This window comes from Streptomyces shenzhenensis, assembly GCF_003688995.1.
GTDB lineage: Bacteria > Actinomycetota > Actinomycetes > Streptomycetales > Streptomycetaceae > Streptomyces > Streptomyces shenzhenensis_A.
In genome coordinates this window covers 13,583-31,385 of record NZ_PENI01000059.1, presented here as the reverse complement: position 1 = coordinate 31,385, position 17,803 = coordinate 13,583, and the positions used below count along the sequence as shown (strand labels likewise).

Annotated in this window: 18 protein-coding genes and 1 pseudogene; 10 read left to right on the top strand and 9 right to left on the bottom strand. The window is 69.6% G+C overall.

The window, feature by feature from the left end:
- Positions 1 to 32 precede the first annotated feature (32 nt).
- Positions 33 to 500, top strand: coding sequence for a MarR family winged helix-turn-helix transcriptional regulator (locus tag CTZ28_RS45140; protein WP_121895684.1), 468 nt, complete (start codon positions 33 to 35; stop codon positions 498 to 500).
- Positions 501 to 568: 68 nt separating this feature from the next.
- Here the strand turns inward: CTZ28_RS45140 and CTZ28_RS45135 are convergent, their stop codons facing one another.
- From CTZ28_RS45135 to CTZ28_RS45125, 3 genes are all read right to left on the bottom strand, one after another.
- A complete protein-coding gene (locus CTZ28_RS45135) occupies positions 569 to 964 on the bottom strand; it encodes a nuclear transport factor 2 family protein (RefSeq protein WP_121895682.1) in 396 nt (131 codons plus the stop codon).
- A gap of 2 nt (positions 965 to 966) precedes the next feature.
- Positions 967 to 1,278: a MoaF-related domain-containing protein gene (locus CTZ28_RS45130; protein ID WP_121895680.1), complete on the bottom strand. Its 312-nt coding sequence runs from the start codon at positions 1,276 to 1,278 to the stop codon at positions 967 to 969.
- Between the two features lie 98 nt (positions 1,279 to 1,376).
- Positions 1,377 to 2,609: a serine hydrolase domain-containing protein gene (locus CTZ28_RS45125; protein WP_220795556.1), complete on the bottom strand. Its 1,233-nt coding sequence runs from the start codon at positions 2,607 to 2,609 to the stop codon at positions 1,377 to 1,379.
- A 250-nt stretch (positions 2,610 to 2,859) separates the two neighbouring features.
- On the opposite strand from CTZ28_RS45125, the gene CTZ28_RS45120 reads away from it, so the two are divergent.
- The gene (locus CTZ28_RS45120; RefSeq protein WP_121895676.1) at positions 2,860 to 3,699 is read left to right on the top strand and encodes an alpha/beta fold hydrolase; all 840 of its coding nucleotides are present in this window, start codon (positions 2,860 to 2,862) and stop codon (positions 3,697 to 3,699) included.
- Between the two features lie 261 nt (positions 3,700 to 3,960).
- On the opposite strand, the gene budC is transcribed toward CTZ28_RS45120, so the two are convergent.
- A complete protein-coding gene (gene budC / locus CTZ28_RS45110) occupies positions 3,961 to 4,737 on the bottom strand; it encodes a meso-2,3-butanediol dehydrogenase (protein WP_121895674.1) in 777 nt (258 codons plus the stop codon).
- Between the two features lie 120 nt (positions 4,738 to 4,857).
- Here budC and CTZ28_RS49210 point away from each other — a divergent pair, with 120 nt between their 5' ends.
- From CTZ28_RS49210 to CTZ28_RS45090, 4 genes are all read left to right on the top strand, one after another.
- Entirely contained in the window at positions 4,858 to 5,802 is a 945-nt protein-coding gene (locus CTZ28_RS49210; RefSeq protein ID WP_259472105.1) for an AraC family transcriptional regulator, read from the top strand.
- 278 nt (positions 5,803 to 6,080) lie between these two features.
- Positions 6,081 to 6,527: a MarR family winged helix-turn-helix transcriptional regulator gene (locus CTZ28_RS45100; protein ID WP_121895672.1), complete on the top strand. Its 447-nt coding sequence runs from the start codon at positions 6,081 to 6,083 to the stop codon at positions 6,525 to 6,527.
- 312 nt (positions 6,528 to 6,839) lie between these two features.
- Complete coding sequence (locus CTZ28_RS45095) at positions 6,840 to 7,499, top strand: hydrolase (protein ID WP_121895670.1); 660 nt, start codon at positions 6,840 to 6,842, stop codon at positions 7,497 to 7,499.
- Between the two features lies 1 nt (position 7,500).
- Positions 7,501 to 8,697 (top strand): amino acid ABC transporter substrate-binding protein, encoded by a 1,197-nt coding sequence (locus CTZ28_RS45090; protein WP_121895668.1) that lies wholly within the window; start codon positions 7,501 to 7,503, stop codon positions 8,695 to 8,697.
- A 173-nt stretch (positions 8,698 to 8,870) separates the two neighbouring features.
- Here the strand turns inward: CTZ28_RS45090 and CTZ28_RS45085 are convergent, their stop codons facing one another.
- Positions 8,871 to 9,497, bottom strand: coding sequence for a dihydrofolate reductase family protein (locus tag CTZ28_RS45085; RefSeq protein WP_121895666.1), 627 nt, complete (start codon positions 9,495 to 9,497; stop codon positions 8,871 to 8,873).
- Between the two features lie 74 nt (positions 9,498 to 9,571).
- Entirely contained in the window at positions 9,572 to 10,384 is an 813-nt protein-coding gene (locus CTZ28_RS45080; protein ID WP_121895664.1) for an AIM24 family protein, read from the bottom strand.
- A 100-nt stretch (positions 10,385 to 10,484) separates the two neighbouring features.
- Here CTZ28_RS45080 and CTZ28_RS45075 point away from each other — a divergent pair.
- Positions 10,485 to 10,772, top strand: a pseudogene (locus tag CTZ28_RS45075) (SDR family NAD(P)-dependent oxidoreductase); the annotation flags it as partial.
- 157 nt (positions 10,773 to 10,929) lie between these two features.
- Here CTZ28_RS45075 and alc read toward each other — a convergent pair.
- Positions 10,930 to 12,045 (bottom strand): allantoicase, encoded by a 1,116-nt coding sequence (gene alc, locus CTZ28_RS45070; protein ID WP_121895662.1) that lies wholly within the window; start codon positions 12,043 to 12,045, stop codon positions 10,930 to 10,932.
- A gap of 41 nt (positions 12,046 to 12,086) precedes the next feature.
- Positions 12,087 to 13,427, bottom strand: a complete 1,341-nt coding sequence (gene allB / locus CTZ28_RS45065) for an allantoinase AllB (protein WP_121895660.1) — start codon at positions 13,425 to 13,427, stop codon at positions 12,087 to 12,089.
- A gap of 268 nt (positions 13,428 to 13,695) precedes the next feature.
- Between allB and CTZ28_RS45060 the strand changes: the two genes are divergently transcribed.
- A complete protein-coding gene (locus tag CTZ28_RS45060) occupies positions 13,696 to 14,490 on the top strand; it encodes an IclR family transcriptional regulator (RefSeq protein WP_121895659.1) in 795 nt (264 codons plus the stop codon).
- Between the two features lie 404 nt (positions 14,491 to 14,894).
- On the opposite strand, the gene CTZ28_RS45055 is transcribed toward CTZ28_RS45060, so the two are convergent.
- On the bottom strand, positions 14,895 to 15,188 hold the full coding sequence (locus CTZ28_RS45055) for a DUF5955 family protein (RefSeq protein ID WP_183154895.1): 294 nt from the start codon (positions 15,186 to 15,188) through the stop codon (positions 14,895 to 14,897).
- A gap of 207 nt (positions 15,189 to 15,395) precedes the next feature.
- Between CTZ28_RS45055 and CTZ28_RS45050 the strand changes: the two genes are divergently transcribed.
- Positions 15,396 to 16,004, top strand: a complete 609-nt coding sequence (locus CTZ28_RS45050; RefSeq protein WP_121895655.1) for a nucleotidyltransferase family protein — start codon at positions 15,396 to 15,398, stop codon at positions 16,002 to 16,004.
- Positions 16,005 to 16,173: 169 nt separating this feature from the next.
- A complete protein-coding gene (gene aceB, locus CTZ28_RS45045) occupies positions 16,174 to 17,799 on the top strand; it encodes a malate synthase A (RefSeq protein ID WP_121895653.1) in 1,626 nt (541 codons plus the stop codon).
- The last annotated feature ends 4 nt before the right edge of the window (positions 17,800 to 17,803 follow it).

Sequence of the window (17,803 nt, the reverse complement as noted above, 5' to 3'; positions counted from 1 at the left end):
TGAGCCGTCAACGATTTCGTTAGACTGCCCCCATGGACGCACCACCGCGCTGGCTCAACGGGGAAGAGAAGGCCGCCTGGGACGGCTTCATCCGCATGCAGGAGACGCTCATCGGACGGCTGTCCCGGCGCATCCAGGCCGACTCCGGAATGTCAGCCTCCGACTACATCGTGCTCGCCAGCCTCACCGAGAGAGGCGGCGGGCGGATGCGCTTCCTGGATCTGGCCAAACTGGTGGAGTGGGAGAAGAGCCGGATGTCCCACCAGGTCACGCGGATGGCGAAACGCGGGCTCGTGGCCAGGGAGGAATGCCCCGACGACGGACGCGGAGCATTCATCGTCGCCACCCCGGCCGGCTACAAGGCGATCGAAGAGGCCGCACCCCAGCACGTCGAACACGTCCGCCGCCTGTTCATCGATGCCCTGACCCCGAACCAGCTCAGCACACTCGCCCGGATCTCCAAGCGCGTCCTGGACCACATGGAGAAGCAGCCGGACTGACCGGGCGGCCGTTCAAGAGTTGGCCCACTGCGGGCCCTTCGAGGCGCGCGTCCGGCGCCTCAACAGGCCTACACCATGGCGTTGCCGTTGGCGGATTCTTCGGCAGGGACGATGTCCTGGACGACGTCCCAGTGTTCCACGATGCGTCCGTTCTCCAGCCGGAAGATGTCGACGATGGCCACGGGGTTCGGGGCCCAGCCGTGAACGATGCTGTGGGTGAAGACCAGTTCGCCTTGGGCGGCGATCCGCTGCGGTTCCCAGGAGAAGCCCTCCAGGTGCGGCACGACATCGCGCAGGGTGTCGAGCCCATTGGGCATCTGCGGGCTGTGCTGGACATAGGGCTCGGCCCAGTATCGGTCTATCGCGGTGAGGTCCTTTTCGGTGAACAACTCCCGCATAGCGGTGAGGACGATGTCGACGTTGCGTTGTGCCTGATCGTCCTGCACGGCGGCGAGCTGAGTCATGGTCAGGCCTCCTCAATCGTTCCGGTGAAGTAGTAAAGCTTGCCGTCGACGGTCACGTTGGAGTACAACGTCCCGTTCTCGAAGTCCTCCAGATGCGTCACCGTGGCCCCGCTCGCCTCGGTCCAGGAGTTCAGATAGACGCCTTGGCGGATCTCTCGCAGATTCAGAGCCACCGTTTCGGCGTGGCCGTCGGGGGCGAGCCCCGCGCCGTGCTCCACGACAAAGCTGCCCTGGGTCGGCGAATCGAAGGTGAAGCGCACCTTCAGGTCGCCGAGGTCGAAACGGTAGCTGTGGCCGGTGAGTTGCTCGGTCATGGCATGTCCTTCAGATTGTCGATCACAACCTCGACGCTGAGTTGAAGTCTCAACTCACCGTCTCTGTCTGCGCAAGCCTTCTGAGACGTGGAACACACTCAGGCCGATCGGTCGGGCGCGCTGCCGTCACGGGTAGCCGGGTCGGGCCGTTGAGGCCGCTCGCCGAGGACCCGCGCGAAGAGCGCCTCCCGCAGCGCCACTTCACGAGGATCGTCCCAGAGCCGAAATCCGGTGCGGTTCATGGCGTACGCGAAGCCCGTACCGGTGTCCGGGTCCGCGAAGGCGAACGACCCTCCCAGGCCCATCGTCCCGAAGGCCCGGTCCGACCCGGAGCCGAACCTGAACGCCGGGAACGGCTTGACGTACCCCAGGGAGAACCTCGTCTCGACGCGCAGCACCTCGTCGAACAGTCCGTCCGTCGGAGGTGTGGCAGCGATGCGCAACGCGTCCGTCGTGGCATCGGTGAGGCCGAGGGTGGCTCCGCCGGTTGCCACCTCGCCGTAGAGCTTGGCGATCGACCGCACTTGGCCGACGCCGTTGGCCGCCGGAATCTCCGCGGCCTGTACATCCGGCCGGTTGAAGTTCTCCACGGTGCCCAGCACCCGCGGATTGCCGAACGCCCGGGAGGTCAGGCTCCGTGGGTTCGCGTATGCCCGGACGAATGACGCCGGCATCGCTCTCAGGTGCAGCATCATCTCCCAGGAGCGAAATCCGTGGATGCGGGCGACCCGATCGCGATCGGCGTCCTGCGGCAGGCCGAAGTGGAAGTCGAGACCGAGCGGCGTCGCCACCTCGTCGGCGAAGAACCGGCCGATACGACGTGTCCCGGGGTCGATCCGGCTGATGAGCTCGCTCTCGTACCAGCCCAACGACTGGCCGTGGTAGCCGTGCCGGGTGCCCGGCTCCCATGCCGGACGCTGCTCGGCAAGGGCCGTGGCGAGGGTGCGGGAGCCGGTCAGGTCGCCGAGTTCGAGTGGCCGGTCGATCACCGCCAGCCCGGCCTGATGGGCGAGCAACTGGCGGACGGTGACATCGCCCTTGCCGGCCGCGGCGAACTCGGGCCAGTAGGTCGCCACGCGCTCGTCGTGGTCGAGCAGGCCACGTGCGTGCAGCACCGCGAGCGCCACCGCTGCCACGCCCTTGGACGTGGAGAAGACCGGCACCATCGTTTCCGTCTCCCAGGGGAGACGGTTGAGTCCGTCCCGGTATCCGCCCCAGAGATCCACGACCTTCCGCCCGCCGTGGTAGACGACACATGCGGCGCCGATCTCGTTGCGCGCGGCGAAGTTCTCGCGAAAGGCGTCGGCCACCGCGCCATAGCCTTCGTCCACGTCACCACGGACCATGCGGGCTGGTACATCGATCTTGAGGACCACTGCTTTCCCTTCATGTCGACCGGCTCCTACCCCGCGCGCCGGGTGCCCGGCGGGTTGTCGGCCTGCGTCGCGAGGAGGTCGCCGCGCGGATGCCGGGAGTCTCTGCCCGCCTTGGGGACTGATGGTAGCGTAGATGACAGGTCAACCAAATGGTGTGAGGCCACCGCGTCGAATTCCACAGCGATCCAGAAGGGGCAAGTAAACAATGGGGTACATAGCTGTAGGCCACGAGAACAGCGCGCCGGTCGAGCTCTACTACGAGGATCATGGCACGGGGCAGCCTGTTGTCCTTATTCACGGATATCCACTGAACGGTCACAGCTGGGAGCGGCAGACGCAAGATCTCCTGGCCGCCGGATACCGCGTCATCACCTACGACCGCCGAGGCTTCGGCAAGTCGTCGAAGGTGGGCTCCGGGTACGACTACGACACGTTCGCGGCGGATCTCAACACCGTGCTGGAGACGCTCGACCTTCGTGAAGTCGTCCTCGTGGGCTTCTCGATGGGTACCGGCGAGCTCGCCCGCTACGTTTCACGATTCGGGCATGAGCGGGTGGCCAAACTCGCTTTCCTGGCTTCACTGGAGCCTTTCCTGGTCGCCCGCGACGACAACCCCGAGGGTGTGCCACAGGAGGTGTTCGACGGGATCGCGGAAGCGGCCAAGAGTGATCGGTACGCCTGGTACACCCAATTCTTCTCGGACTTCTACGATCTTGAGGAGAACCTCGGAAGCCGGATCAGCCAGGAGGCTGTCACCGCGAGTTGGAACGTGGCGACGTCGAGTGCCCCCGTGGCGGCCTACGCGGTCGTTCCCGCCTGGATCGAAGACTTCCGCGTCGATGTCCGAGCGGTCCGCGACAGTGGCAAGCCCACCCTGATCCTGCACGGTACGGCTGACAAGATCCTGCCCATCGATGCCACCGCCCGCCGCTTCCGACGGGACCTGCCCGAGGCGCAGTACGTGGAGATCGAGGGTGCCCCGCACGGGCTGCTCTGGACGCACGCCGATGAGGTCAACTCGGCCCTGCGATCCTTCCTCGGCTAGGCCCTGTCGTCAAATTCCCGTCGTTCGCCCGGAGGGCGGGCCCTGCGGCGTCAGGTGCGTGCTCTCGGTGCGCCGGGCTCAGGTCCTCGTACTGGACGTACTTGGGCCTGTGTCCGGTGCGGCGAGAGTGCGTGCATGGCGTCGCGGGGCTGGGGGCACCTCCCGGCCGGAGGCTGGGGGAGGGAATTTGACGACAGGGCCTAGGCCCTTTCATGACGGTCCGCCAACGGAGTCGGCGGACCGAGCAGAGTCGCGTCGCGGTCAGTGGAAGAGATCGGTCTGGCCGTTCGATGCGGTCAGGCCACCGTCGACGGCGATGTGCGCGCCATTGACGTACGAGGCGTCGGAGCCGGCGAGGAACGCCACGACAGCGGCCACCTCGGCGGGATCGCCGGGCCGGCCCATGGGCACACGGTCGTCGAACCGGTCGCGCAACGGCGTACCTTCGGCGAGCGCCGTCCGGATCTCCTCGTGACTGGTCGTCACACCGGGATGGACCGCGTTGACCCGGATCTCCCAGCCATGGTCGAGGGCCATCGCATTGGTCAGATTGGCCACCGCGCCCTTGGTCGCGTTGTAGGCGGCCTGCGTCCAGTCACCGCGCATGCCACCAACGGATCCGATGTTGACGATGCACCCGCGGACCGCCCGCAGATGGGGCAAGGCGGCGCGGGAGGCGAAAAATACGCCGTCGACGTTCACGCTCATCATGGCGCGATAGGCGTCCTCGGTGGTGCTCTCCACGGTGCCCGGCCGCGCCAGCCCCGCGTTGTTGACCAGGACGTCCAGACGCCCGAACCGTTCGGCCACGCCGTCCATGAGTGCGGTGACGGCGGCCAGGTCGGCGACGTCGCCGGCCCACGGGTGCATGTCGCCCCCGTCCGGGCCGCTCTCGACAGCCTTCCGCAAGGTCGATTCCGTACGCCCCACCAGCACTGTGGTGTATCCCTCGGCGGCAAAGCGGTGCGCGATATGGACGCCCAGGCCGCCCCCGGCGCCGGTAATCACGGCCACGCGGCTGTTCTGGTCGTTCACCATGTCCTCCTGAAGTGTGGGTGCTTCGAACCCTAGGAAGATCACGGAAGTCCCTGCATGCATCAGGGCGACAACCGACCGGAACATCGGCGACAACGACATCCTGAGAGCACCCGAAGGACCATGGACGACAACAAGACGGCTTCCTTCTCGCTCGACTCACGCCACGCGGCCACAACCGGTCGGGGCGACTTCGAGCGGAGCTGGCACACCTACGTCGGAGACGGGTTTCCCCTCCCCCGGTTCAGCTCGGCGACAGCGACCGACTTCCGGCTGCGCTTCCGCGCCACCAGGGTGCGCGACGTGGCGATCACCAGCGTGGACGGGGCGTCGGCAGCGCAGACGGCGGACGGACCGAGCCATGACGCCGATCAGGTACGCCTATGGCTGGTGCACACCGGAGCCTGGGCGCTGGGCAGCAAGCGCAACACTGTGGAGCACACCGTGGTGGCGGGACATTTCCTGCTCCGGCACGCCGCGCGCATGCATCACTTCGCTGTCCCGCCCCGCACGAGAGCTCAGTGCATCGTCTTGCCCGCTACTCCCTTTCCCCTTTTGCTCGGCGGCCGGGAAGTCGCCGGCCGCGCCGACACTGCCGAGGTACGCCTCCTGGTGGCGCACGCCGGCATGGTCGAGGAGATGCTGCCCGATCTGAGCCCGGCCGGTGTCAAGGCCGCGCGGGACACGCTGGTCGAGTTGGCCGCCGCGGTGACACACCAGGGCTTCGACGATGTGAACACCCACCTTGCCTCGGCCCTCGCCCGGGCGGCGAAGAACCTCGCGGAGCAGCGGCTCGCCGACGCCGAGCTGTCGCCGGCGATGCTTGCCCGGGAACTGAACGTCTCCGTGCGCACTCTGCAGCGCGCGTTCGCGGCGGGTGGGGAATCGATGACCGCGTACATCCGGGAACGGCGCTTGGAGTCGGCCAGGCAGGCGCTGTCGGCATCCCGCCTGAGCGTCTCGGAGATCGCCGCGCACTGGCAGTTCGCCGACGGCAGCCACTTCAGCCGTGCCTTCAAGCAGCGCTACGGGCTCACACCCACCGAGTACGCCCGGCACAACGCCTGACGTCAGAAAGGTCAGGGCGTTGGAAGTGCCCCGATGTGCCCTGCCCCGTATACACGTGGACAGTGCGCGTCAAACACCACGATTAGACTCTTCCCCTCAAGCTCACCGGGCGAGCGAGTTGAACCCGCAACTCGTGAGGTGTGCAATGCACTACGAAGGCTTCGCCGCTTGGCAAGCCGGGAGAGGTGGATGGCCGATTGTCTGATCTCACGACGCCTCGACCGGGCGGACGGCGGGCCCGCGACTCCGCCGCATCCGTCGAACCCGGCAGGACCCGGGTGCTGCAGGAGCGGCGGGAGGACTGGCAGTCACTGGTCATCCTCGCGCACCTGGTCGAAGCCGAGCTCGATCGACAGACGCGGCGCGACGCCGGCATCCCGCACAGCCACTTCAAGGTCCTCGCGTTGCTCGCCGGCGCAGATCAGCACACCATGGGTCTGACCCGGCTGAGCCGGGCACTACGCTTCCACAAGAGCCGCCTCTCACATGCGCTCCGCTCGCTTGAGGCTGACGGGTTGCTCCGCCGCGAGGACACTCCCGAAAAGGGCCGTGCCTACCAGGCCGTCCTCACACGGCGTGGTCTCGACCTCGTGGAGCGGGTGCTGCCACTGCAGGACGTCTTCGCCTGGGACACGGCACTCGCCGGCCTCAGCGCGACCGAGGTTACACAGCTGCGCACCATCGCCGAGAGGATCATCGCGAACCTGGACGATCAGCCGGAGTGACCTGACCGGCTCCGGCATAGAGGGCGGATCAACTTCTAGTTGACGCATCAACGGCTGCCAGTGCTAATATTGGTGACACATCATCTACTCTGCTTGATGAGGCGGGCCACTACTCGTGCCGCGGGCCGCCTCGACACGATGGCCGCACCGGTTCGTGACGCGATATCAGCCGATTCGACGTGATGGTTGGCCGACTCGGCTTCAGGGGCACGTGCGGCCGCAGGCCGCCGTCGAGATCGCCGGCGTCCGCCTGAGCACTCTGAGCACGCAGATACAGGCACCCGCAGATACACACCCCCGGAGAGGAATCTCATGAGCAACGGAACGAAGTCCGGACTGCAGGCACTGCTGACGCCCGAGGAGAGCGTCGTCGTCCTGATCGACCACCAGCCGTTCCAGTTCGCCAACCTGAACAGCCACGAGCCCACGATGGTCGTGAACAACGCTGTCGCCCTCGCCAAGTCCGCCAAGGTGTTCGACGTACCGACCATCCTGACGACCGTGCTGGAGGAGCGCGGCGGCTACCTCATCAAGGGACTGCAGGACGTGTTCCCGGAGCAGAAGCCGATCAACCGCACGCTCATCAACACCTGGCAGGACGAGCGCGTCGTCGACGCCGTCAAGGCGACCGGCCGCAAGAAGCTGATCATCGCCGGCCTCTGGACGGAGATCTGTGTCGCGATGCCGGCGATACAGGCGGCGGGTGAGGGCTTCGAGGTCTTCGCTGTCACCGACGCCTCGGGCGGTGCCTCGAAGGAAGCCCATGACATGGGCGTGCAGCGCATGATCCAGGCGGGCGTGGTACCGATCACCTGGATGGCCGTGGCGAGCGAGTGGCAGCGCGACTGGGCCCGCGAGGAGACCATCCCGGCCATGACCGAGATGCTGCTTGAGCACGGGGGCGCCACCGGCGTCGCCTTCAGCTGGGAGATGCAGTTGCTCGCCGCAGGACGTGCGGGAAGCGACGTCTGACATGGCCGCGGAACAGGCGCCCGTCCGCATCGGGTACTGCCTGTCGCTGACCGGTCCCCTCGCGGACAACGGCCGGTCAGCCCGGCTCGCCCATGAGATCTGGCGCGAGGACATCAACGCTCGCGGTGGACTGCTCGGCCGTCCGGTCGAGTTTGTCCGCTACGACGATCGGGGAGACGCCTCCCTGGTTCCTGGGATGTACGAGCGGCTGATCGACGAGGACAAGGTTGATCTCGTCATCGGTGGTTACGGCACCAACACCCTGCTGCCGGCCATGCCGTTGGTGATGGAGCGGCAACGCTTCTTCGTCGGGCTCATGGGCCTCGGCGTCAACAATGCGCTCGTGTATCCGAAGTACTTCGCCATGATCCCGACCGGGCCGGATCCGAACGCCGCGCTCACCGAGGGGTTCTTCGAACTCGCCGCGCAGCAGAACCCCCGGCCGACGACTGTGGCGCTCGTCTCCGCGGATGCCGAGTTCTCCCGCAACCCTGTTCTCGGCGCCAAGGACAATGCCGAGAAGTACGGGATCAAGGTCGTCCACGAGGTCACCTACCCGCTGTCGACCGAGGATTTCAAGCCCGTCATCGACGCCGTCGCGGAGACCGGCAGCGATCTTCTGTTCCTCTGTTCCTACCTGGACGACTCGATCGGCCTGGTGCGGACCGTTCGCTCTCACCGCTACCGGCCGAAGATGGTCGGCGGCGCCATGATCGGACCGCAGAACACAGCGGTGAGGACGGCGCTCGGACCGTCGCTCAACGGCTTCGTGAACTACGAGTACTGGGCGCCGGTACCCAAAATGATGTTCCCGGGTGTTCAGGAACTGCTGAACACCTACCAGGAACGTGCGGCCGACGCCGGTGTCGACCTGCTCGGGCATTACATGGTGCCGCTCGCGTACGCCCAGCTGCAGGTGGTCGCTCAGGCCGTCGAGGCGACCGGCGGTTTCGACGACGAGAGCCTCGCCGCGTACGCGCGGGAGACAACCTTCCGGACAGTCATGGGTGATGTCCGGTTCGGCGTGAAGGGCGAGTGGTCACAACCGCGAGTTCTGCAGGTCCAGTTCCAGGGAATTTCCGGGCACGAGGTCGGTCAGTTCCGGAACGGGTCGCGGCAGATCGTGGTTTCGCCACCGGAATCATCCTCCGGAGAGCTCATTTTCCCCTATGCGGAAGCTCTCACTGCCGAGCAATAACTCGTCGAGCCGTGTCCGCGCCGCCCGGACCCGTCAGGCGGCGGCCGGCCGCGCCGTGCGCACGGGCCCCGGGCGACGGGAGGTCTGACGGCCGGGCGCCGTTCGGCGACCACGGCACCGCGGAGACGCCCCGTCGGGGTGCTCGCCCTGGGAAGCGCGCCCCCGCCTGCCGGTCAGGCGTCCTCGGCCAGTGCGTACGAGCCGTACTCGGGGCGGCCCGCGGTGTCGTACGTCTGGATCGAGACGCCCGCGGCCGTGACCCGCCCGGCGGTGCGGCGGAAGGCGGTCGGGGTCGCGCCCGCCGTGAACAGGCGGTGGCCCGCGCCCAGGACGACCGGGAAGGTCAGCAGGTAGACGGTGTCCACCAGGCCGAGGTCCAGCAGGGAGCGGACGAGGGCGCCGCTGCCGTGCACCTGGAGTTCGCCGTCCGTCCGCTCCTTGAGGGCGGTGACCTCCTTGGCGAGGTCGCCGCGGATCACGGTGGTGCCGGACCAGCCGGGCGCGTCCAGGGTCGCGGAGGCGACGTACTTCGGCAGCGCGTTCAACCGGGACGCGATCGGGTCGGCGGGGTCGGTCACCCGCGGCCAGTGCCCGGCGAAGATGTCGTAGGTGCGGCGGCCGAGCAGAAAGGCACCGGCGCGGCCGAAGACCTCGGAGATGAACCCGGCGAAGTCCGCGTCCCCGTAGGGAAAGGTCCAGCCGCCCTGGGTGAAGCCGCCGCGCGTGTCCTCGTGCGGGGTGCCGGGTGCCTGGTAGACGCCGTCGAGGCTGACGAAGAGGGTGGAGACGAGCTTGCCCATGGCGGGTTCCTGCTTCCTGGTACGGGGTCTGCTGTCAGCACTGCAGACCCCGCGCGCGCCCGCAACTCATCGCCTCACCCGGCGTGCGTCGAGAACAGCCCGCCCGTCGGTCCCTGCTTGTCGCCGCCCTGGGCCTTCTTCAGGGCGTTGGCGAGGCTCTCGATGGTGAGGGACTGCAGGATGACGCGTCCGCTGCCCTCCAGGGTGGCCAGCGACAGCCCCTCGCCGCCGAAGACCGCGTTCATGATCCCCTGGCGGTTGAGCCCTCCGACGCGCTGGACGCCGTACTGGATGCCCTCTTCGAAGGCGACGACGCAGCCGGTGTCGACCTCGATGCGGCCGCCGAAGTCGGCCGGGTCGAGATCGATGAAGTTGCCCGCGCCGGCGATGATCACCGTGCCGTGTCCGGTGAACTTCTCCAGGATGAAGCCCTCGCCGCCGCTCATGCCGGTCCGGCCGCCCTGGAAGGCGATGCCGAACTCGACCGTGGACTCGGCGGCCACGAAGGCGTCCTTCTCCGCGAACCACGCGCGCGTGCCGTCCAGTTCCAGGGCGCGCATCTCGCCGGGCAGGACACCCGCGAAACCGACGGTGCCCGCGCCGCCCTCGGCGGTGAAGTACTGGAAGGCCAGCGACTCGCCGGCGAGGACGCGCTGGCCGGCCTGCATGGCCGTGCCCATGGCCTGGCGCAGCAGGCCGCCCATGCCGCCTCCGCCGCCCTGCTGCTGTCCGCCGTTGCCCGACGGGCCCGACAGGCGGGTCTCCATGGTCACGTTCGCCGTCTTGAAGAGGAACTTCCCCGCCTCGCAGTACACGGTCTGGCCGGGCTGCAGGCTGACGACCGCCATCTGCATGGCGTTGCCGACGATCTCTTGCTGAAGGGTCACAAGGAGAGAACGCGGAACGACGAGCGAAGAGTTCCGGCCACCCGAGATCGACGTCCGTTCGCCGTCGGTGCGGCGCCGCCGTGCCTGCTGAGCTGGACGCATGACGACTCGGGGAACGCTCTGGGGCAGGGCGGCCCTGTTGACCGGCGGCGGCCGGGGCATCGGCGCGGCGACGGCACTGCGGCTCGCCCGGGACGGCCCGGACGTCGCGCTCACCTATGTGCACGGCAAGGAGGCGGCCGAGGGCGTCGTACGGTCGGTCGAGGCGCTGGGTCGGCGCGCCGTGGCGCTGCGTGCGGACGCCACGGAGGCGGCCGGCGCGGTGGCGCGGGCGGCCGAGGCGCTGGGCGGGCTCGGCGTCCTGGTGAACAACGCGGGCGTGAGCCTCCGGCGGTCTGGCAACGTCGACGCCCGGGCACGCTGCACCGTGTCCGCGCGGCGCGGTGGTCCCGTCGTTCCCTCGCCCGGGCGCGCTGTGGTGTGCCTCTCCGGGGCTGCTCCCCCGAACTCCGGGCGGGCCGCGTACCGCCGCGTGAGCGTCGGGTTCAGCCGCTCAGTTCCTGGTGGCGGGCCGCCAGACGGGCCGCGCCGTCGTCGGTCAGGGAGCCGTACAGCCGCAGCCGTGAGATGCCGCCGTCCGGGTAGATGTCCACGCGCGCGTGCGTGCCGACGGCCGGTTCCGGCAGGACGAAGCGGTGGTTCGTGTCCGGCTGGAGGCGGGTGCGCGGAAGGATCTCCGTCCACGCGCCGCCCGCGCCGTCCCGCACGGACACCGACGCCCAGCCGGCACTGTTGCCCTTGAGACAGGCGGTGTCGATCTCGACCGCGCGTACCGCGGACCGGGCGGCAAGCCGGTAGCGGATCCAGTCATGGCCCTGGTCACGGCGGCGGCGCGTCTCCCAGCCGTCGTCCATCTGGCGGGAGCGGCCCGGCTGGATGGTGTGGGTGGCGGGCGAGTAGAAGCGGTCGGAGGCGTCCTCGACCTGTCCGCCGTTCTCCAGGGCGACCACGTCGAAGGTGCCGAGCACGGCCAGCCACGCCGGATCGGGCACGACCTCGCCGTACACGCGCAGGCGCGCGATGCCGCCGTCGGGATGCTGATTGACCCGCAGATGCGTGAAGCGCTGTTCGACGGTGACCTCGAAGCCGTTGGCCGCGTGGCCGCCGACGGGGGTGCGCGGCACCAGCGTCGTCCACTTCACGTCGTCGGACAACAGCGCCGCGGGCGACGGGGAGCCGGGCACGCAGGCGCCCTCGACGGACACGGCCTGCGGATAGTTGCCGCGGAAGTGGGCCGTGTCGACCACGATGCCCCGCACGACGCCGGGCGCACCGAGCCGGACCAGCGCCCAGTCGTGGTCCTCGGCGGTGGGCCAGGGGTGGGCAGCGGAGGGGCCACGGCGCCGGCGCGTCTCCCAGCCGTCCATGACCTTGCCCTTGTGCCCAAAGCGCTCGGGGTCGAACTCGGCGCGCCCGGGCAGCAGCAGGTTCTCCCGCTGGGCGAAGAACTCGTCGTTGGCGGCGATGACTCCGGCGCCGAGCCGGCGGTCGGCGAGGTCGGCGAGGTGGGTGAAGGGGAAGTCAGCGGTGCGGTAGTCCGCGTACGGGTCGCCGCCGCCGTAGGGGTTCGCGTCGCCGGTGAAACCGGGAATCGCCGTCACGGTGATCAGATGTCCTTTCGGGATCGGCCGCTGCGGGTGGCTCAGGGGGTACGGCTCAGCAGCCGGCCCCTCGGTTCGGTGAACTCGCCGTCGGCGACGATGCGTTCGCCGCGCAGCCAGGTGGACTGGACGACGCCGTACAGGGTCTTGCCGGCGTACGCCGTGACCCGGTTGCGGTGCTGGAGGCGGGCCGGGTCGACGGTGAAGGCCGCGTCCGGGGCGAGAACGGCGAAGTCTGCGTCGCGGCCCGGGGCGATGGCGCCCTTGCGGGCGTCGAGGCCGACGAGTCCGGCCGTGCGGGTCGACATCCAGCGCACGACGTCCGCCAGGTCGTGGCCGCGGCGCCGCGCCTCGGTCCAGACGGCGGCCAGGCTCAGCTGAAGGCCCGAGATGCCACCCCAGGCGGTGGCGAAGTCGGCCGTCTTCAGGTCGGCGGTGGAGGGCGAGTGGTCGGTGACGACGCAGTCGATCGTGCCGTCGGCCAGCGCCTGCCACAGCAGGTCCCGGTTGGCGGCCTCGCGGATGGGCGGGCAGCACTTGAACTCGCTGGCACCGTCGGGGACTTCCTCGGCGGTCAGGGTGAGGTAGTGCGGGCAGGTCTCCACGGTGATGCGGACGCCGTCGGCGCGGGCGGCGGCGATCAGCGGCAGTGCGTCGCTCGACGACAGATGGAGTACGTGCACGCGCGCGTGGAGCCGCTTCGCCTGCGCGATCACCTGTGCGACGGCCGTGTCCTCGGCGTCGCGCGGGCGGGAGGCGAGGAAGTCGGCGTACCTCGGGCCGCCGTGCTGCGGGGCGGCGGCCAGGTGGTGCGGGTCCTCGGCGTGCACGATCAGCAGGCCGTCGAAGGAGGCGATCTCGGCCAGCGACCGGGCGAGCCCGGCCTGGTCCAGATGCGGGAACTCGTCGACGCCGGACGGCGACAGGAACGCCTTGAAGCCGAAGACCCCGGCCTCGTGCAGCGGGCGCAGGTCCTTGGCGTTGCCGGGCAGGGCGCCGCCCCAGAAACCGACGTCCACATGGGCCTTGCCGGCGGCGACGGCCTGCTTGGTGCGGAGGTGGTCGACCGTGGTGGTCGGCGGGAGGGAGTTGAGGGGCATGTCCACGAGGGTGGTGATGCCACCGGCCGCAGCGGCGCGCGTGGCGGTCCAGAAGCCCTCCCACTCGGTGCGGCCCGGGTCGTTGACGTGCACGTGGGTGTCGACCAGGCCCGGCAGCAGGACGTGGTCGCCGACGTCCTCCAGGCGGGTGCCCTCGGCCACGGGCGCGTCGTGCGGCAGTACGGCCGTGATCTTCCCGGCGGAGACGGCGACCGAGGCGGCCCGCGTCCCCTCCGGGGTGATGACGCGCGTCGAGCGCAGCACCAGTTCGGCGTCGGACACCCGGACCCCTCTCTGCCACCGTTCACTTCCAGGAAACGGGATGTACACCCATGTAACGGAATTCAACGATCTGTTGAAGGAGTCTTCACTCCCGCCCTTCCGGCGTCAAGGGGCGCACTCCCCGGCAGGGCGCTCCCGACACTCGCCTGGACGTTTCCACGAAGCAGAATTATCATTCCGACTGCCAGAACGTAGCCAAGCACAAGCGGAGAGTCAACCGGCCGCCGGGTGGGCTTCTGCCCTTCCTGCCAGTCGAAAGGAACGCGCCGTGCCGCCGTCGTCCAGCACCAGCACCACCGGCTCCGCCAAGTCCACCAGCGGTGGGGTCCAGTCCCTGGAGCGCGCCTTCGACCTGCTGGAGCGGATGGCGGACACCGGCGGTGAGGTCGGCCTGAGCGAGCTGTCGGCGAGCAGCGGGCTGCCGCTGCCGACCATCCACCGCCTCATGCGGACGCTCGTGGCCTGCGGATACGTCCGCCAGCAGGCGAACCGCCGGTATGCGCTCGGTCCGCGCCTGATCCGGCTCGGCGAGTCCGCGTCCCGGCTGCTCGGCACCTGGGCCCGCCCCTGTCTGACGCGCCTGGTCGAGGAGACCGGCGAGACGGCGAACATGGCGCTGCTGGACGGGGACGAGGTGGTGTACGTGGCGCAGGTGCCGTCCAAGCACTCGATGCGCATGTTCACCGAGGTCGGCCGGCGCGTGCTGCCGCACTCCACGGGGGTGGGCAAGGCGCTGCTCGCGACCGTGCCCGACGACGAGGTGCGCGCACTGCTGTCCCGCACCGGCATGCCCGCGGCCACCGAGCGGACCATCACCACGCCGGACGGCTTCCTGGCCGCCCTGGCGGACGTGCGCCGCCTCGGCTACGCGGTCGACGACAACGAGCAGGAGATCGGCGTCCGCTGTCTCGCGGTCCCGGTGCCCGACTCCCCCACGGCCGCCGCCATCTCGATCTCCGGCCCGGCGGGCCGGGTCACGGAATCGACGACAGAGAAGATCGTGCCGGTACTTCAGCAGATGGCAGCGCAACTGTCCCGAGCCCTGGCCGGCTCGGGTTTCTGACAGTGCCCGGCCGGGCGCATCAGGTCATACCCGTCCGGCCAGGCACGACAGGCCGGCGCCGCAGCCGGCGCCGCCACTTGCCGGACGGCATCGACGGCGGGGTCCACCCGTGCGGTGGTCTGGGCAAGTCCGGTGAAGTCCGCTGCGGTTCGACAGCGCCCTGAAGGGGCGCGGGGAACTGCGCGACCAGCCACGACGCAGCCGCAGCCGACCGACGACCGCATCCCGGCCCGCCCAGCGGAGCGCTCAGCCCCGCGGCGGCTCGCCGAACAGGTCCACCACCCCGCGAACCTGTGAAAGAGCCCGCGACAAGGCACTGGCGGCCCTTGCCGGACGGCCGCGACGGCGCCGGCTTTCCTCACCCCACACCGATCCAACCCCACACCGGTCCAGCCCCGCAGGGTCTAGCGCCGCGGTGGCTCGCCGAACAGGTCCACCGCCGTGCGGACCTCCGCAAGAGCGCGCGACAGGGCGCTGACCGAGCCGATCGCGCCCGCGACCAGGAGCAGGGAGCGGCGCAGGCGCGGGATCTCCGGGTGGCCGTCGGAGGTCATCGCGGCCAGGGTCGCCAGCTCGTCCTCGGCTATGGCGCGGTCCCGGAACTCGGCCGGATGCGCGGCGAGTTCCCGCCGCAGCCGGGAGATCGCGGTCCGCAGTTCCGCCACTCTCGGGTCCTCGTCGCTGCCGGTCACCGGCATCTGCCCCAAACTCCGCAACACGGCACTCCCCCTGGTACTCCGCGCGGCGCATGCCCCTCGCGGTCACAGCCGAACGCCCGCGGCGCTGGTCGGGCGCCGGGGACGCGCGCCAGTAAACGCCACCCGATACGCGCCGCGCCACTCCGCGGACCGAAATTCAGTCCCAGGACACCGGGCGCTCCCCCCGGCGTCAGGTATGCAGGATTCATGAAGGACAACCAAGGCAACGGAACCCCGGTCGCCGGGCTGCTGCTCGCCGCGGGCGGCGGACGACGGCTCGGCGGCCGGCCCAAGGCGCTGCTGGCACACCGGGGCAGGCCGCTGGTGGAGCACGCGGTCGCCGTGCTGCGCGCGGCCGGCTGCGCACGCGTCCACGTGGTGCTCGGCGCCGCCGCGGACACCGTACGGGACCGGGCCGACCTCAGCGGCTGCGTACTCGTGGACAATCCGGACTGGGCCGCGGGCATGGGTTCCTCGCTGCGGGCCGGCCTCGGCTCGCTCGCCGGCACCGGCGACCGGGCGGCCCTCGTCTCACTGGTCGACCAGCCGGGCATCGGGGCCGAGGCGGTGGGCCGGGTACGCGCCGCGTACCGGGACGAGACGTCCCTCGCCTCGGCCGCCTACGCGGGCGTGCGCGGCCACCCCGTCCTGCTCGGCTCCGCCCACTGGCCGGGCGTCGTCGCCGCCGCGACCGGGGACCGGGGCGCCCGCGCCTACCTGAAGGCGCACGAGGAGGCGATCACGCTCGTCGAGTGCGGGGACGTGGCGCGGCCGTACGACATCGACACGGAGGCCGACCTGATCCACCTCGAGTGAGCGGCGTGGCACCGGGCACCGGCTTGCCTCGACGCAGAGAATCTCGACATCAACAAACCATTGAAGTTCCACGATGAGGAAATTAGTATCCACTTCAGAGCGCCCATCGCTTCAAGGGCCCCACGGAACGACTGGCACCCGGTGCCACCGCTGAAGGAAGTGACAGCTCATGTCCGCACCAGCGCCGCCCCCGCTGGCCATCGTCGACGCCGAGCCCCTGCCCCGGCAGGAGGAGGTCCTCACCGACGCGGCGCTCGCCTTCCTGGCCGAGCTGCACCGGCGTTTCACGCCGCGCCGTGACGAGCTCCTCGCCCGCCGGGCGGAGCGCCGCGCCGAGATCGCCCGCACCTCCACGCTCGACTTCCTCCCGGAGACCGCCGCGATCCGCGCGGACGACTCCTGGAAGGTGGCCCCGGCCCCCGCGGCCCTGGACGACCGCCGGGTCGAGATCACCGGGCCCACCGACCGCAAGATGACCATCAACGCGCTCAACTCCGGCGCGCGGGTGTGGCTCGCGGACTTCGAGGACGCCTCCGCGCCCACCTGGGAGAACGTCGTCCTCGGCCAGGTCAACCTGATCGACGCGTACACCCGGAACATCGACTTCACCGACCCGGGCAGCGGCAAGTCGTACGCCCTGCGCCCGGACGCCGAGCTGGCGACGGTCGTGACCCGCCCGCGCGGCTGGCACCTGAACGAGCGCCACCTGGTCGACGCCGACGGCGCCCAAGTGCCCGGCGCGCTGGTCGACTTCGGCCTGTACTTCTTCCACAACGCGCAGCGCCTGCTGGACCTCGGCAAGGGCCCGTACTTCTACCTCCCGAAGACCGAGTCGCACCTGGAGGCCCGCCTCTGGAACGACGTGTTCGTCTTCGCCCAGGATCACGTCGGCATCCCGCAGGGCACCGTACGCGCCACCGTCCTGATCGAGACGATCACGGCCGCGTACGAGATGGAGGAGATCCTCTACGAACTCCGCGACCATGCCTCCGGGTTGAACGCGGGCCGCTGGGACTACCTGTTCTCGATCGTCAAGAACTTCCGGGACGGCGGGCCGAAGTTCGTCCTGCCGGACCGCAACGCCGTCACGATGACGGCCCCGTTCATGCGGGCGTACACCGAACTCCTCGTCCGCACCTGCCACAAGCGCGGCGCGCACGCGATCGGCGGCATGGCCGCGTTCATCCCGTCGCGCCGCGACGAGGCGGTCAACAAGGTCGCCTTCGAGAAGGTCAAGGCGGACAAGGACCGTGAGGCGAACGACGGTTTCGACGGCTCCTGGGTCGCCCACCCCGATCTGGTCCCGATCGCGATGGAGTCCTTCGACAGGGTGCTCGGCGACCGGCCGAACCAGAAGGACCGGCTGCGCGAGGACGTCCGTGTCACGGCGGCCGACCTGATCGCCATCGACTCCCTGGACGCAAAACCGACGTACCCGGGCCTGGTCAACGCCGTGCAGGTCGGCATCCGTTACATCGAGGCCTGGCTGCGCGGCCTCGGCGCGGTCGCCATCTTCAACCTCATGGAGGACGCGGCCACCGCCGAGATCTCCCGCTCCCAGATCTGGCAGTGGATCAACGCGGGCGTCGAGTTCGAGAACGGCGAGAAGGCCACCCCCGAACTGGCCCGCAAGGTCGCCGCCGAGGAACTGGCCGGCATCCGCGCCGAGATCGGTGCGGACGCCTTCGCCACCGGCCACTGGCAGCAGGCGCACGACCTGCTGCTCCGGGTCTCCCTCGACGCGGACTACGCGGACTTCCTGACGCTCCCGGCGTACGAGCAGCTGGCGGGCTGAGGCC